The sequence below is a fragment of the Kitasatospora sp. NPDC040550 genome, assembly GCF_055594965.1.
The window spans coordinates 120449-135258 of the sequence record NZ_JBVIWC010000017.1; the positions used below are offsets into that span (position 1 = coordinate 120449).

Annotated in this window: 13 protein-coding genes; 2 read left to right on the top strand and 11 right to left on the bottom strand. The window is 75.3% G+C overall.

Translation table 11 applies throughout. From position 1 onward, the window contains the following. Positions 1-115 precede the first annotated feature (115 nt). The 5 genes from ACZ58X_RS24620 to ACZ58X_RS24640 all read right to left on the bottom strand — a co-directional run bounded on the left by ACZ58X_RS24620 (position 116) and on the right by ACZ58X_RS24640 (position 5613). A complete protein-coding gene (locus ACZ58X_RS24620) occupies positions 116-982 on the bottom strand; it encodes a S1 family peptidase (protein ID WP_470335757.1) in 867 nt (288 codons plus the stop codon). Positions 983-1176: 194 nt separating this feature from the next. Then, positions 1177-2568, bottom strand: coding sequence for an amidase family protein (locus ACZ58X_RS24625; RefSeq protein ID WP_470335758.1), 1392 nt, complete (start codon positions 2566-2568; stop codon positions 1177-1179). Between the two features lie 108 nt (positions 2569-2676). Then, positions 2677-3846 carry a damage-control phosphatase ARMT1 family protein gene (locus tag ACZ58X_RS24630; RefSeq protein ID WP_470335759.1) on the bottom strand — a complete coding sequence of 390 codons (1170 nt, stop codon included), beginning with the start codon at positions 3844-3846 and terminating at the stop codon, positions 2677-2679. A gap of 473 nt (positions 3847-4319) precedes the next feature. Then, entirely contained in the window at positions 4320-4880 is a 561-nt protein-coding gene (locus ACZ58X_RS24635) for a GNAT family N-acetyltransferase (protein WP_470335760.1), read from the bottom strand. Positions 4881-4896: 16 nt separating this feature from the next. Then, entirely contained in the window at positions 4897-5613 is a 717-nt protein-coding gene (locus ACZ58X_RS24640) for a hypothetical protein (RefSeq protein WP_470335761.1), read from the bottom strand. Between the two features lie 192 nt (positions 5614-5805). On the opposite strand from ACZ58X_RS24640, the gene ACZ58X_RS24645 reads away from it, so the two are divergent. Both ACZ58X_RS24645 and ACZ58X_RS24650 read left to right on the top strand, forming a co-directional pair. Continuing rightward, a complete protein-coding gene (locus ACZ58X_RS24645; RefSeq protein ID WP_470335762.1) occupies positions 5806-6861 on the top strand; it encodes an NAD(P)-dependent oxidoreductase in 1056 nt (351 codons plus the stop codon). Positions 6862-6997: 136 nt separating this feature from the next. Then, positions 6998-8191: a barstar family protein gene (locus ACZ58X_RS24650; protein WP_470335763.1), complete on the top strand. Its 1194-nt coding sequence runs from the start codon at positions 6998-7000 to the stop codon at positions 8189-8191. 71 nt (positions 8192-8262) lie between these two features. Here the strand turns inward: ACZ58X_RS24650 and ACZ58X_RS24655 are convergent, their stop codons facing one another. The 6 genes from ACZ58X_RS24655 to gcvPA form a co-directional block, all read right to left on the bottom strand. Beyond that, positions 8263-8889 carry a DUF4937 domain-containing protein gene (locus ACZ58X_RS24655; RefSeq protein ID WP_470335764.1) on the bottom strand — a complete coding sequence of 209 codons (627 nt, stop codon included), beginning with the start codon at positions 8887-8889 and terminating at the stop codon, positions 8263-8265. A 136-nt stretch (positions 8890-9025) separates the two neighbouring features. Further along, positions 9026-9679: a GntR family transcriptional regulator gene (locus ACZ58X_RS24660; RefSeq protein ID WP_470335765.1), complete on the bottom strand. Its 654-nt coding sequence runs from the start codon at positions 9677-9679 to the stop codon at positions 9026-9028. A 76-nt stretch (positions 9680-9755) separates the two neighbouring features. Continuing rightward, positions 9756-10502: an SDR family NAD(P)-dependent oxidoreductase gene (locus tag ACZ58X_RS24665; protein WP_470335766.1), complete on the bottom strand. Its 747-nt coding sequence runs from the start codon at positions 10500-10502 to the stop codon at positions 9756-9758. An 82-nt stretch (positions 10503-10584) separates the two neighbouring features. Beyond that, the gene (locus tag ACZ58X_RS24670; protein ID WP_470335767.1) at positions 10585-11706 is read right to left on the bottom strand and encodes an ATP-NAD kinase family protein; all 1122 of its coding nucleotides are present in this window, start codon (positions 11704-11706) and stop codon (positions 10585-10587) included. Next, the gene (gcvPB, locus tag ACZ58X_RS24675) at positions 11703-13367 is read right to left on the bottom strand and encodes an aminomethyl-transferring glycine dehydrogenase subunit GcvPB (protein WP_470335768.1); all 1665 of its coding nucleotides are present in this window, start codon (positions 13365-13367) and stop codon (positions 11703-11705) included. The genes ACZ58X_RS24670 and gcvPB overlap by 4 nt, the downstream gene beginning before the upstream one ends. A 14-nt stretch (positions 13368-13381) precedes the next feature. Further along, on the bottom strand, positions 13382-14752 hold the full coding sequence (gene gcvPA, locus ACZ58X_RS24680; protein ID WP_470335769.1) for an aminomethyl-transferring glycine dehydrogenase subunit GcvPA: 1371 nt from the start codon (positions 14750-14752) through the stop codon (positions 13382-13384). Positions 14753-14810: the final 58 nt, after the last annotated feature.

The window sequence follows — 14810 nt, forward strand, 5'->3', positions numbered from 1 at the left end:
GGCCGCCCGGCCGCTGCTCGGATCGAGCGGCGGCGGGGCGGCCGGCTCGTCAGTGGACTGCGTCAGTGGACCGCGTCAGTGGACCCGTGTCGGCAAGCCGTGTCGGTAGGCCGCGTCAGTAGACGCTGACGTCGTACGCGGCGAGGGCCGCCTTCACCGGCTGGAAGAAGGTCGTCCCGCCGGCGGTGCAGTCCCCGCTGCCGCCGGAGGTCAGACCGAGCGCCTTGTCGCCCTCGTACAGCGGGCCGCCGGAGTCACCCGGCTCGGCGCAGACGTCGGTCTGGATCAGGCCGCGGACCGTCCCGCCGCCGGTGTAGCGGACGGTGGCGTCGAGCCCGGTGACGGTGCCGGTGTGGGTGCCGGAGGTCGACCCGGTGCGGGTGACCGTCTCGCCCACGTACGCGTCGGGGGCGGAGGTGAACCCGCCGGGGTGGTCGAGCGCCTCGTCGTCGTAGCGGACCAGTGCGTAGTCGTGGCCGGGGAAGGTGGAGGCGACGGTCGGGCCGATCCGGGTGTGGTGGGCGCCGTCCGCGTACCAGGTGGCGGCGACGTTCCCGCAGTGCCCGGCGGTGAGGAAGTAGTGGGCGCCGCGGTCGGCCACGTTGAAGCCGAGCGAGCAGCGGTAGCGGCCGCCGAAGACGGCGTCGCCGGCGGCCAGCAGCGGGGTGAAGCGTCCGGGAACGCGCCGGACGGTCAGGCTGGGCGCGTCGGGGCCGACGGCGTGCACGAGCTCGGCGAGCGCGGCCGGGGAGACGGTGCTGTCGGCGGTCACCACGACCCGGCCGCCGGCCCGGTCGACGTACCAGGCCGTCCCGTCCACCTCGGCGTCGAGGACGGCGTCGCTGACCGCGGAGAGCCGCTCGGCTCCGGCGGTGTGGGCGGCCCTGGCGGCGGCGCCGGGCGTGGAGGTGGCGAGGGTGGTGACGGTCAGTAGGGCGAGCAGGGCGGCGGTCCCGGGGAAACGAGCGGTGGTCCTGCGCATGGTCCTCCTCCAGGGGGCGGGGCGCTGGGGCCGGGCCTCCGGGAGCAGCCCGGGATGAGCCGCTCCTGACAGGCGCTGTCCGGAAGTATGAGGAGGAGGACGGTTCCGGTACAGCCGTTCCCGGACGGCGTCGGAGGCGCGGTCCCGGCGTGCGGATGCGGTGGTGCGACGCTGGTCCGGTCAGTGCGCCGTGCTCACGGACACCGGAGGACGGCGTCGACCCGGGCGGCCGTGGCGAGCAGCTCACGATCGGCCAGCCGGGGCCCGACGAGCTGGATGCCGACCGGGGCGGAGCCCGCGACCGGGAGCGGGATCGTCACCGAGGGCAGGCCCGCGGTGGCCGCCGGGGAGGTGTTGCGGATCAGGGTGTGGAAGGTGGGCGCGTCCCGGCCGTTGAGCGGGAGGCTGTCCTCGTACCGGCGCAGCGGCCGGGCGCACACCGGGACGGTCGGGCTCAGCAGCGCGTCCAGGCCGTGCGCGCCGAACAGCTCGGCGTAGGCCTCCTGGAGGGTGCGGCGGGTGGCGAGCGCACCGTGCAGGCCGGCCTCTCCCGGGTACCCGGGAGAGCCGGGCAGGGCGGTGGCCCCGAGCAGCGCCGCCATGTCCGGGTCGCCGACCGCGGCGATCAGCTCGGCCGGGCCGAGCCCCACGCCGTGCTCCACCAGGTAGCGGCCCAGCGCGGTGGCGAACTCGCCGAGGACCAGCGGGAATCCGATCCGGTCGTCGTACTCGACCAGGTGCGCCGTGTCCACCGGCACCCACTCGGTCCGCGCGGCGGTGAGGCGGTCGACGGCCTGTTCCCAGGCCGTACGGACCGAGTCCTCCAGGTCCTCGGTGAACACCTGCCTCGGCAGGCCGAGCCGCAACGGGCGGGCCGGGGCGGCGAGGCCGCTGGCTGTGCCGGTGGCGCCGGTGGTTCCGGGGGCTCCGGTGACGAGGGCGTCCAGCGCGGTGAGGCGGTCCAGCGTACGGGCCATCAGGCCGGGGGTGTCCCGGGTGGTGGACAGCGGGGTGACCCCCGCCGAGGAGTAGCGCCCGGCGCTGGGCCGCAGGCCGTACACGCCGTTGAGGGCGGCCGGGATGGTGACCGACCCGCCGGTGTCCGTGCCGAGCCCGGCCTCCGCCACGCCCGCCGCCACCGCGACGGCCGTACCGCCGCTGCTGCCGCCCGCGAACAGGGCCGGGTCGGTGGCGTTGCCGACCGCGCCGAAGGTGTGGTTGCACGACGTGGCGCCCAGGGACAGCTCGTGCATGTTCGTCTTGCCCAGCACGATCGCCCCGGCCGACCGCAGCGCCGCCACCACGGGTGCGTCGGCGGTGGGCACGAAGTCGGCGAGGGCCGGGGTGCCCGCGGTGTTGGGCAGACCGGCGACGTGGGTGTTGTCCTTGACGACCAGGGACCACGGCGCCGGGCCGCCGCCCCGGGCGGCACGGCGGGCGTCGCTGCGGGCGGCCTGCGCGAGCGCCCCCTCGGCGTCGAGCGTGATGAAGGCGTTGAGGTGCGCGACGGCGGCGGCGCGGTCCAGCGCGGCCGCCACCAGGTCGTGGGCGCGGCCCCGGCCGGAGGTGGTGTGCTGCTCGGCCATCGGGGTCGGCTCCTTCGGTGCGGGCGTGCTCGGGTGACGGACGGTCACACCGTACCCGGACGGTGATCCGGGCCGGGAACCGGTGCCGCGGCGGCGCGGGAGCCCCGGCTACCGGTGCGTGCGGACCTGGATGACGGCGTGGCGGCCGGTGGTGCGCCACGGCGTGCCGGTGGCGTCGAGCTGGGCGACGGTGGTGGGGGCGAGGCCGACGACCACGTCCGACTTCACGGTGCGCAGGGCGGCGACGGGCGAGGGGAAGTGCCCGGCCGCGGTGCGGAACGGGGTGGTCGGCGGCCAGTGGCGATCGCCCACCAGGCGGCGGTAGTTGAGATCGCCCTTGAGGATCGTCAGCGCGGCGCCCGCGAGTTCGGACCGCAGGTCGTCCGGCAGGTCGTGGTACGGGAGCGGCGCGCAGAAGAACGGGTGGGTGCGGATCGTGAGCGCGCCGCTGTCCAACGCCCGCCACAGGCGGCGGCCGACGGCCCCGGCCGCCGGTGACGGCGCGGTGCGCAGGCGCTCGACCGCGGCGAGGGCGTCGGCCGTGGTGGCGTCCGAGACGAAGTACGGCTGCGGCTTGACGTGGAGGGCGACCTCGGCGACCGGGCCGGTGCGCAGGAGGTGGTCGATCAGGACGAGGTCCGGCAGCAGCTCCCGGCCGGCGTTGTCCGCGATGACGCAGACCCGCCCGCCGCCGGCCCGCTGCAACTCGGCCCGGAGCAGCGCGCTGTCGTCGGCCAGCAGATCGGCGTCGGCCGGTCCGCCGCCCGGCGCCGCGGTGAGCTGGAAGCTCAGGTCGGCCCGGTTGCCCCACAGCGCGGACCGCAGCAGCGCGTCCGTCCGGCGCGGTTCCGGCAGGGCGTCGAGCCCGTCGAGCGCGGCCAGCTCCTCGTCGACGGCGGGTCCGGCCAGCTCGGCGTCCTTGAACGGGGCGAACGGGTCGACGCCCTGCCAGGCGCCCGGCCCGAAGTACCCGGTGGCGTCGAGCAGCCGGTGGTAGAACCAGCTCTCCGCCCACAGGAACGGCGCCTCGCCCCACGGCCTGCCCCACAGGCCCTCGCCCCACGCCAGCCAGCGGGCGGCGTCCGGGCCGTCCGCGGCCGGCGGCTCCAGGACGCCGCTGGTGCTCTCCGCGAGCAGCCGCTCCACGGCCGCCCGCTGATCCGGGCCGTACGGCAGGGCGCCGAGGACCCGGCGGACCAGCTCGGGGTGGCGCTCGTGGAAGACGCCCCAGGCGAAGGAGCCGGGGGCGTCGCTGCGGATCACGGGGGCGTTCGGCACGGTGGGGCTCGGCTTTCTCGTCGTCCTTCTCGTCGCCGTCGCGGCGGGGAGCGGGTTGCGGAGCGCGGGGGCGGCGGCTGGAGCCGAGGGTAGACGATCAGGGGCGCCGGAGCGGGCGGCCGTGGCCGGGGGTCGGGGCGGCGCGGAGGTCGTGAGCGGAAAAGTGTTATCCGGCACGCCGCGCGGGGCTCTCCTGGGCGTGGGAACGAACGCGCAAGGCCGCAGCTGAGGGTATGCGGCCGGCCTGCGGGGTTCGAAATGGGGCGCTCCGCACGGAGGCGTGAGTCTCCGGTCGGGTTCGTTCCCACGGCGCCCGGCCGGATCGTCCCGTCCGACCGGCGCCGCCCGGCGGTCCGCCCGCAATCCCCCACGGCGGCGGACCGCCGGGCCCTCGTACCACCGGGCGGGTCAGCGGGTCAGCGGGTCAGCGGGTCAGCCGGTCGGCCGGTCAGCCGGCCGGCCGGTCGCGCCGGTCAGCTCCGTCGGAGCCGCCAGATCTGCTCCTCGCCGGTCTCGGCCGGGGCGATCGCCGCCGCCGGGCGGCGCGAGTGCTCGGTGAAGCCGAGGCGGGCCGGGACGGCGCCGCTGGCGAGGTTGGCCGGGTCGTGCACGATCTCGACGAAGTCCACGCCGGGGAGCCGGAAGGCCTGGTCGACCAGCGCCCGCGCGGTACGGGTGGCGATGCCGCGGCCGGTTGCGGCCGGGTGCAGCCAGTAGCCGATCTCCCGGCCGTTGTCGGCGGTGTCCGCGCGCCGGAAGAGCCCGCAGGCGCCGACGATGGCGCCGTCCAGCAGGATCGCGTAGGTGAAGTCCTGGCCGCTCTCCCACTTCCCCGGCCGCTCGGCCAGGAACTCGGCGGTATTGGCCTCGCTGTGCTCCGCGACCCACGGCATCCAGGGCCGCAGGTGCTCCAGCGACTCCTCGATGACCCGGAAGAACTCGGGGAGGTCCGCCTCGCCGCGGAAACGGCGCAGCGTCACCTCGCCCAGGTCGATCTCCTGCTCGGCCGGCACCAGCTGTTCTGTCAGCTCCATTCACGGATCATGGTCGTCACCCCGCCGCCGGGGCAACGGGATTTCGGCGCCCCCGCAGCAGGTGGAGCAGCGCACCGACGGCGGCCGCGACACCGGCGATGAGCAGCAGGGACAGGTCGGCGACGCCCACCGTGGCGAGGTCGAACCGGGGGTTCTCGGCGGCCTCGGTGAACTCCGGGTACACCAGGCCGTCCGGATCCTCGGTGACGCTCACCCGCTCGCCCGCCGTGTCCCAGGCCCCGCAGGACACCGACCGGCTGCGCGCCGGGTCGCCGTCGTAGCGCACCGTGCAGGAGTAGCTGGTGCCCTTGCCGTGGTGCACCGTGACGTCCGTGACGGTGCCCGGGTGCGCGGTTCCCCGCTCGGAGAGCACGGTGGCCTGGGCGGTGTTCAGGCTCATCAGCGGGACGGCGATCAGCGGGGCGAGCAGCAGTGCCAGCGCCGGCCCCCGCACCACCGCGGACTGCCCCAGGGACAGCACGGTGTAGATCAGGCCCGCCCCGCCGGTCAGGGCCAGGGCCAGCGAGGGCACGATGAACCACGGCCCGAACGCGCCGAGCGCCCCGCCGACCGGGAGCAGCACGGCGGCGGCCGGGATCCACAGCGCCGTCAGGAGCGGCCGCCGGGGCCACGGCACGTCGTTCTTCCCGCGCGGAGTCCGGCGACCGCCGGCCCGGCCGCCCCGCCGGTGCGGGTGGCCGGGGGCCGGTGCGGGCGTCTCGTGGTGCGTCATGGCGGCAGATCCTGCCAGGTCAGCCGGTGGACGGCCGGCGGCGGGGGAGAGCCCTTTACCGGGGCGGGCGACTTGTGGAGGTCGGGTGGTGGGCGAGCGGGGGAACTCGGGGAGGTGCGGGGGTGTCAGTGGCACCGGGCATGATCGGGGGCGGCTGCCCACCGCCGTTGTGGGCGTGAGGGGGTGGTGACCGTGGGGCCGAGGCGGGTTCTGGCGCTGGACGCGGCGCCCGGCGAGCTGCTCGACCGGGAGCTGGAGCGCCTGGTCGGGCACGGTCCGGCCGTCACGTTGAACCTGCGGCGGGTGGCGGATCCGGCGGCGGTGACGGCCCGGTGGGCGGGGCGGGTGGAGTTCACCGACGTCGACCTGTTCGACGAGGCGGCGCTGACCGCCGAGCTGGTGCGGGGCGGGCTCGGCTTCGACGCGGTCAAGTCCCGTGCGGGGGTGCCGCTGCGCGCCGCGCTCCTGGCGGCGGCGACGGACCCTGCGCTGGCCCACCCGCTGCGGGTGATCGGACGGGCGGGCGCCGGCACCGATCACGTCGACCTGGCGGCCGCCGCCCGGCACGGCGTCGCCGTCACCCACACGCCCGGCTCCAACGCGAACGCCGTCGCCGAGTTCGCGCTGGCCCAGCTGCTCGCCCTGACCAGGCGTCTGGTGCCGTACAACGAGGCCGCGCAGCAGGGCCGTTGGAGCATGCCGGGGGCGCCTGCGGTCGGGCTGTCGGAGCTGACCCTGGGCATCCTCGGGCTGGGCCGGATCGGACGGGCGCTGGCGGAGCGGGCCACGGCACTGGGCATGACCGTCCAGGCCCTCACCCGGCACCCGGCCCGCGCCACCGTACGGTCGGTCGCCGGCCTGGACGTCCTGCTCGCCGCCAGCGACGTGGTGTCCCTGCACGTCCCGCTCACCCCGGACACCCGGGGGCTGATCGGCCGGGCCGAACTGGCCCGGATGCGGCCCGGCTCGATCCTGCTGAACACCGCCCGCGGCGGCATCGTCGACGAGCAGGCCCTCGCCGAGGCCCTCCGCGACCCGGCCCACCCACTGGCGGCGGCCGCCGTGGACACCTTCGCCCACGAGCACGCCGCCTTCGCCTCACCGCTCTCCGGCCTGCCCAACGCCCTGCTCACCCCGCACGTCGCCGGGATGACCAGGAGCGCCATGGCCGAGGCGGCACTGCGCTGCGCCGACCACGTCGCCGCGCTGCTCGCGGGGCGGCCGGAGGGGGTGCCGGTGGTGTCCTGACCTGGGGCCGGGGGCGTCGGCCCGGCTACGGCAGGACCGGCGGGGACCGTTGTTCCGCGCGCGATATTCGGAGGGCTTCGGCGTCGGCGAACCGTAGGGTGGGTGCGCCGAGGCAGCCTGGTAGCAGGGGAGAAGTGTGCGGTCCGAGGAACATGCGGGGTGGGAGCGGGACTTCCCGGTCCGGTATCTCCTGGCGCGGGAGGCCGGCGACGGTGAGGAGGAGGGCGTGCTGTGGGGGCGGTGTGCGGAGGTCGAGGGCCTGTTCATGGACCCGCCTCCGCTGCCGCGAGAGGTTCTGACGCTGCGCGGCTGCCCGCGCGAGAGCCTGCTGGTCCAGGCCGTGGCGGCCGGCGCCGAACCGGTGCGGCTGCTGGGGGACGGAATGCTCTCGATCGAGCCGGTGGATCCCTCGAACGACGGGCCGGCCCGCTACTGGGACCTGGAGGGCACGGCCGTCCTGGCCCAGTGGCCCACGCCGGGCGATCCCGGGCGCGTGGACATCGTCGTGGGCACCGGCGTCAGGGAGGACGACTTCTGGGGCGGCAAGCGGCTGCCCTCGAGTCCGCGGTTCGACCTGTGGTTCCCCTCGATTCGGGGGGACAGCCCGTCGGGCGGTTGCCGTTCCATCGACGGCCTGTTCACCCCGCGCCCGCGGCGACCCACCCGGCCCGTGCACCTGATCGGCTGCGAGCCCGCCGAACCGCTGCTGGCCCTGCTGCGCCGTCCCCTTCCGCAGGAGGGCGACCCGATCACGCTCCGGCGCCTCGACCACCACGGCCGGACGATGACCGGGTACCGCCTCGACCTGCACACCGTCGAGGCACGCCCCTCCGTCCTCGGCGGAGCCCTGATCGACGTCACCGTCACCGACCCCGGTGACGACCGCCCCACCGTGGCTGCCCGCGCAGTCTGGGAGATCTGGTCCGACGGTGTTCCCACGCGGCCCGACCAGTGGGCACAGTTCGACACCGAGGGCCGGTCCGAGTGGCTGGACCTCACCCGCGTCGGCCCGTACGGGCTGCAGGGCCTCTCCGGCGGGACGTACCAGCTGGACGGACAGCACGTCACCGACAGGGCCGGCCTGCTCCTGGCGCTCGGCGAAGCCCTGCTCGGCCCTGGCGCCAACTACGGCAGGGACGTGGACTCGGTGGCGGACTGCCTGTGCGGCGGGTTCTCCGTCGTCCCCCCGTTCACCCTCGTGTGGCACCACGCCGACATCGCGCGCCAGGCCCTCGCCGGAGACGTCCTGGGCTACCTCGGGGGCCTGTCCTACTTCGAGGTGACCGTGAACCTCCTGCGCGAGCGAGGCGTCACCGTCGTGCTCCGGTGAGGGAGGCGACGGACGATCCCGGACTCCTTGGAGACGGCGGCTGATCCGGAGGAACCAGCAGCCGGCTCCGCCTACTTGACTCGCCAGGTGGGTTCCAACGGTACGACGTGGCCGGTCAGGGCGGCGACGTCGGCGGGGACGTTCGCGCGGGCGCGCAGGGTGGGGAAGGCGTGGGTGGTGTAGGCCGCGTGGGCCTCGGGGGAGGTCCAGAGGGTGGTGACCAGGTAGCGGTCGGGGGCGAGACGGGTGACGGCGCCCGCGAGGAGACCGCCGGCCGCGGCCATGCCGGGGGCCCAGACCTCGCGTTGGACGGTGAGGAAGTGCTCGGCGCGGCCCGGGTGGAGGTGGCAGTCGGCGGCGCGCAGCAGGGTGGCGTGCGGGAGGGCCTCCGGGAGGGAGGTGGCCGCGCTGGGGAAGGCCTGGACGACGGGGCCGGCGGCGACCCGGATCGAGTCCCAACTGCCCTGCTGGGCAGCCTCGTCGGCGACCTCGTCGTGGCGCTCGCGCAGGAAACGGTCGTAGGCGGCCCGGTCCGTCCAGAGGGCGTACAGCAGGGCCCGGTCGCCGGTGCGGTCCCAGCCGCCCAGTTGCCCGAGCAGCCCCGGCTGGTCCGCGATCGCCGACCAGCGGCGCTGTCCGGCGGCGAAGCCCGCGCGGGCGCCGGGCCGGACCCGGCAGTCGATCCACTTGCCCCACATGGGGGCCATCATGCTGCGCCGGACGGGCCGAGCGGCAATCGGCCGGAGGTCCCGGTCGGGCTCGGGCCGGGGGCGTAGGCCCGGTCAGGGTCGCCGGCGCCGAGCTGGTCGAGCGGTGCCTCCGCCGAGGGAGGCCTCAGCGGGTGCCGACCGGGGGGAGGCGTTCGAGGATGCGGGCCATGCCGCTGGTCCAGTTGGCCTCCAGGGCGACGACGGCCTGGTCGAGGTCGCCCTCGAGGAGGCACTGGGCGATGCGTTCGTGCTCCTCGGCGGCGCGGCGGAGGATCTCGTCGTCGCCGACCACGACCCGCTCGTAGCGGTGGAGGGTCAGTTTCAGCGAGTCGATCATGTCGCGCAGCCGGGTGTTGGCGCAGCCGGAGAGCAGCAGGGCGTGCCAGGCGTCGTCGTAGCGCTCGATGGTGCCGTGCGGGGCCTGGGGGGCGGAGAAGGCGCGGGCCTCGGCGAGGAGTCGGGGGGCGATCGCGGACAGGTGGGCCGGGTCGGAGGTGCGCAGGGCGAGCGACTCCAGGGCGATCACGATGGCCGTGAGGTCGAGGAACTCCTGTTTGCCGGTGGGTGCGAAGCGGAAGCCCTTGCCGCGCTCGCTGGTGATGATGCCCTCGCGTTCCAGGCTGATCAGCGCCTCGCGCAGGGGGGTCCGGCTGACGCCCAGTTCCTCGGCGAGCTGGACCTCGTTGATCGACTCGCCGGGGGTGAACCGGCCGCGGCCGAGCTGTTCCAGCAGTTCGTCCTTCACCTGCTCGCGCAGCGGACGCCGCTCGATCGCCATCGGGCTTCCCTTCCTCGTTCGTCCCGTAGAGTACCGGCCGCCGTCCGGCCCCCGCCGGGCCGGACGGCGTGGCCGGTCAGGCGGTTCCGGCGCCGTCCACGGCGATGACGGCGCCGCTGACGAAGGCAGCGGCGTCGCTGGCCAGGAAGGCGACGGTGCGGGCGATGTCCCCGGGCTGGCCGATCCGGCCGAGCGGGCGGTCGGCGGCGTCGGCGTAGAACGCGGCGGCGCTCTCGCCGAGCTGGCGGGCCTCCTCGGCGAGCATGCCGGTGTTGGTGTCGCCGGGGCAGACGCAGTTGACCCGGATGTTGTCCGGGCCGTGGTCGATGGCCATCGCCCGGGTCATGTTGACCACGGCGCCCTTGGAGGCGCAGTAGGAGACGGCCCGGGCGCCGCCCTTGATGCCCCAGCCGGAGCCGGTGTTGATGATGCTGCCGCCGCCGTTCGCGGCCATCAGCGGGACGACGAGTCCGCTGAGCAGCATGATCGAGCGGACGTTGACGGCCATCACCAGGTCCCAGTCCTCGTCCGAGATCTCGGTGACGGTGGACCGGCGGATGATGCCCGCGTTGTTGAACAGCACGTCCACGCCGCCGTGTTGGTCGACGGCGGCGCGGACGGCGAGCTCGCAGTCGGCGCGTCGGGAGACGTCGCAGCGGACGAAGGTGCCGCCGGTCTCCTTGGCCGCCTGCTCGCCGAGGTCGGCGTCCAGGTCGGCGAGGACGACGGCGGCGCCGAGTTCGGCGAGCAGCGCGGCGGTGGCCCGGCCGATGCCGGAGGCGGCGCCGGTGACGAGGGCGCGCTTGCCGTGCAGGTCGATCATGGGGAACTCCTTCGCGGGGAGGGAAGGTGGACGGGCACCAGGCGGACGGGGACGAGCGGACGGGGGCCAGGCGGACGGAGGTTCAATCGGACAGGCGGTAGACGGCGCCGGAGCGGTGGCCGGTGATCACCCGGACGTGCCCGGCGAGGGCGCGGTCCAGCTCCGGTTCACCGGTGTCCAGCAGCAGCGGGCGGCCGGCGAGGGCCGCCAGCTTGGCCTCGGTGGCGAGGACCAGCAGCCGGCCCCGCCCGGCCGCGCGCAGCAGCCCGGGGGAGAGCTGCTGATTGCCGCGGCCGAGCAGGAAGCCCTGGCCGCCGATGGGGGAGAGGGCGATCCAGGGGGTGCCGGGCAGGTCGCCCAGTTGGTCGGCTCGGGCGTCCCGGAGCAGGACCGCCGGTGGCGCGTCGGCGTGCAGGCGGAGCAGGTCGACGCCGGTGAGGCTGGTGCCGGGGGCGCCGAGGGCGGTGGCGACGGCGTGCGTGGTGCTGCCCGGGCCGAGCACCAGCAGGCCGCCGGGCCCGACCCGTTCGGCGACCTCGGCGGCGATCCCACCGACCGTGGACGGCGTGGGGAGGCCGCTGCCGGTCTTGCGCTGCTGGACGCGGGCGGGCAGCACCGGGACGGTCAGCCGGCCGTACAGCCGGGTGCCGACCAGGCCCGCCCGCAGCGCGGCCTCGTCCCGGTCCACCACCTCGGCGGTCTCCAGGCGGGCGGCGCCGCGCGCCCAGGCGCTGACCACCTCGGCGGCGGCGTGCGGGTGGACGGCGAAGACGGCGGAGTGCATCTTCACCCCGGCGGGGATGCCGAGGACGGGCAGCTCGTCGGCGTCCGGCCCGAGCGCGTCCAGGACGTCCCGGGCGGTGCCGTCGCCGCCGCAGAACAGCAGCAGCCCGGCGCCGGCCGCGACCAGGGCGCGGACGGCCGCCCGGGTGTCGGCGGCGGTGGTGGGTGCGGGGCCGGGCCGGTGCACCACGTGGGCGGGCCGGCCGGTGACGGCGTCCGCGCCCATCGCCCCCGCAGTGGTGAGCAGTTGGACACCGATGAGTCGACGGACCGTCAGTTCCGCGCGCCGCAGCGCCTCCGGGCGGGCCCCGAGCGCCAGCGCGCGCCGCTGGACCTCGGGGCCGTCGCTGCCCTTGAGGCCGACCCGGCCGCCGAGTCCGGCGACCGGGTTGACCACCAGCCCGACCGGGGGCGCCGTCACGGCTGTTCGTCCTGCACCCGGCCGCCCTGCACCCGACCGCCCTGCGCCTGTTCGCCCCGCACCTGTTCGCCGAGGACCTTGCGGCGGTAGGCGCGCCAGCTGACCGACCAGACCGCCGGGTCGTCCAGCGGCTCGTGCCGGATCCGGTGCACGGTGGAGTTGTGCGGCGCGGTCCGGACGGTCTCCGGGTCCTCGTAGGCCTCGCGGGCGACCTCGGCCAGGATCGCCGCGTACTCGTCCAGGTCGGCGCGGGAGTAGGACTCGGTGGGCTCCAGGGTCATCGGCTCGGGGACGACGTACGGGTGGTGGCTGGTCCAGTAGTGGGTGCCGAAGTCGGCGGCGCGGAGGCCGAGGTCCTCGCTGTGCAGGCCGGTGTCCTCGTTGAGCCGCTGCCAGCTGTAGCGGACCTGCTCGACCCGCGGCCGGCCCTCGGCGTACGGGACGGAGACGCCGCGGATCCGCTGCACCCGGTGCAGCAGGTAGTTGTTGTTGAGCACGGCGGTCTCGGCGACCGTGCGCAGGCCCTCGGCGCCGAGCGACATGATCCAGGCGTAGGCGCGCACCAGGTTGGGGACGACACCGAGGTAGGGGCGGATCTTGCCGATCGACTCCGGCCGGCCGGCGTCCAGCCGGTAGCGCTCGCCGTCGAACTCCACGGTGGGGGAGGGCAGGAAGGGTGCCAGTTCGGCGGTGACCGCGCAGGCGCCGGCCGCCGGTCCGCCGCAGGCGTGCGGGGTGGAGAAGGTCTTGTGCAGGTTGAAGTGGCACAGGTCGAACCCGGCTTCGCGGGCGCGGGCGATGCCCAGGATGCCGTTGGCGTTGGCCTGGTCATAGGCGCACAGGCCGCCGGCCGCATGCACGATCCGGACGAACTCGGCGATCCGCGGGTTGTAGATGCCGGTGTCCTCGGGGTTGGTGATCAGCAGCGCGGCGGTGCGCGGGCCGACGGCGGCGCGCAGCGCCTCGATGTCGGGGTAGCCGTCGGCGTCCGGGTGCAGGGTGATCACCCGGTAGCCGGCGGTCTTGGCGCAGGCGGCGTTGGAGGGGTGGGAGAAGGCGGTGGTGATGACCTCGTCGCGCTGCTCCGCCTCGCCGCGGGCGGCGTGGTAGGCGCGGATCACCGAGACGTTGGTCCAGATCGCGGCGCTGCCGGCGCCCGGTTGCAGGCTGACCCGGTCCATGCCGGAGATCTCCTTGAGCAACTGCTCCAGGCGGTGGGCGAGTTCGAGGACGCCCTGGACGGTGGAGGCGTCCTGGGCGGGGTGCAGGGCGGCGATCCGGGGGTCGCGGACGAAGCCGTCGTTGACCTTGGGGCTGTACTTCATGGTGCAGGTGCCCTGGCCGACGTCCACGTTGAGGTCGGCGCCCAGGTTCTCCTGGGAGAGCCGCAGGTAGTGCCGGAGCACCTGCTGCTGGCCGAGTTCGGGCAGCGCGGCCGGGGTGGCGCGGCGCAGGGCGGCGGGCAGCCGTGCGGCCGGGTCGCCGACGGCGGCGGTGACGCCGGGTTCGGGCAGCGGGGGGAGCACGCCGCGTTCGCCGGGGGTGCCGAGCTCGAAGATCAGCTTCTCGTCCCAGCGGGCCTGGTGGAAGCGGCGCAGCGGGGGTTTGGCGGCGATCCGCGCGTCGGTGGCAGTGGCAGTGGCAGTGAGACGGTCCGTCACTTCACGATCTCCCGTCACTTCGTGGTCTCCGCGAGTGCGTCGGCGAGTGCGTCGGCGAGGTGGTCGATGTCGGCCTGGGTGTGCAGCTCGGTGACGCAGTACCGGCCCTCGCGCGGGCCGGCCGGGGTGCCGCCGTGCAGGCCGCGGGCGAGCAGCGCCTCGGCGACGGCGGCGGCGCCGGGACCGCCGGTGTAGCGCACGGTGAAGTCGGCGAAGTGCACCGCCTCCGGCTCGGCGAGCTCCACCCCGGGCACCCGGGCGAGCCGCTGCCGGGCGTAGGCGGTGTTGGCGAGGACGGTCTCCCCCAGCTCGCGCATGCCGTGCGGGCCCATCAGGGCGAGGTAGACCCCGGCGGCGATGCCGTGCAGCGCGGCGGCGGTGCCGACCCACTCCTTGCCCTCCTCGCGCAGCGCGAAGGAGGTGCGCTCGTAGGCGACGTCGCCAAAGCCGTACTCGCCGGGCACCTCGGTCGGGACGAGGCCGAACAGCCGGCTCGGGTACTCGGCCACCAGGCGCTCGTCGTCGGCCGAGCCGATGAAGCCCGCGTTGCCGCCGCCGAAGCTCGGGTGGATGCCGAGCGGCTGGAGGTCGCCGCAGGTGAGGTCGGCGCCGAGGGCGGCGGGCGGGGCGAGCACGCCGAGGCTGATCGGGTTGGCCTGCACCACGGCCAACGCTCCTGCCGCGTGCGCGAGTTCGACGTACTCGGGTAGCCGGTGGTCGATCCGGCCGGAGAAGTCGGTCAGCTGCGTGTACACGGCGGCGCAGTCGCCGCTCGCGAGCGCGGCCCGGACGGCCTTCGGTTCGGCGGGCACCGGCTCGACCGGGTGCACGCCCCGGACGTAGTCGCGGATCCGGGACAGCAGGTCCGGGTCGATGTCGCCGACCAGCAGCAGCCGGCGCCGCCCGGTGGCCCGGCCGGCCATCCGCAGGGCCGTGGCGGCGGCCTGGAAGCCGTCGTACGTCGGCACGTTGACCACCTCGACGGCCAGCAGTTCGGCCATCAGCGACTGGTACTCCCAGAGCGCCTGGAAGCGCCCGTGGTCCTCGTACGGCTCCCCGGCGTAGGCGGTGAGGAACTCGCTGCGGTTGACGATCTCGTCGACCACGGCGGGCACATGGTGCCGGTAGCAGCCGGCCCCGAGGAAGGAACGGCCGGGCGGCACCGGGGTGTTGCGGGTGAGCAGCTCCTCCAGGTGGGCGACCAGCCGGGCCTCGGAGTCGAACGGTTCGGGCAGCCGCAGCGGGCGCCGGAGCCGGAGTTCGGCGGGGATGTCGGCGTAGAACTCTTCGACGTCCCGGGCGCCGATCTCCGCGAGCATCGCGGCGCGCACCTCGGGGGCGGAGTTGGGGACGTACGGGTGGGTTCGGGGAACGCGTGCGGTCATCCTGGCACCTTCCGCGATTTCAGTCACAGGCCTTGACGGCGCTGTGCATGCTGAGTTC

Bases quoted from the DNA above. Each gene is read 5' to 3' on its own strand.
- ACZ58X_RS24620 (WP_470335757.1), bottom strand. From the start codon at position 982: ATGCGCAGGACCACCGCTCGTTTCCCCGGGACCGCCGCCCTGCTCGCC.
- ACZ58X_RS24625 (WP_470335758.1), bottom strand. From the start codon at position 2,568: ATGGCCGAGCAGCACACCACCTCCGGCCGGGGCCGCGCCCACGACCTG.
- ACZ58X_RS24635 (WP_470335760.1), bottom strand. From the start codon at position 4,880: ATGGAGCTGACAGAACAGCTGGTGCCGGCCGAGCAGGAGATCGACCTG.
- ACZ58X_RS24640 (WP_470335761.1), bottom strand. From the start codon at position 5,613: ATGACGCACCACGAGACGCCCGCACCGGCCCCCGGCCACCCGCACCGG.
- ACZ58X_RS24655 (WP_470335764.1), bottom strand. From the start codon at position 8,889: ATGTGGGGCAAGTGGATCGACTGCCGGGTCCGGCCCGGCGCCCGCGCG.
- ACZ58X_RS24660 (WP_470335765.1), bottom strand. From the start codon at position 9,679: ATGGCGATCGAGCGGCGTCCGCTGCGCGAGCAGGTGAAGGACGAACTG.
- ACZ58X_RS24665 (WP_470335766.1), bottom strand. From the start codon at position 10,502: ATGATCGACCTGCACGGCAAGCGCGCCCTCGTCACCGGCGCCGCCTCC.
- gcvPA (WP_470335769.1), bottom strand. From the start codon at position 14,752: ATGACCGCACGCGTTCCCCGAACCCACCCGTACGTCCCCAACTCCGCC.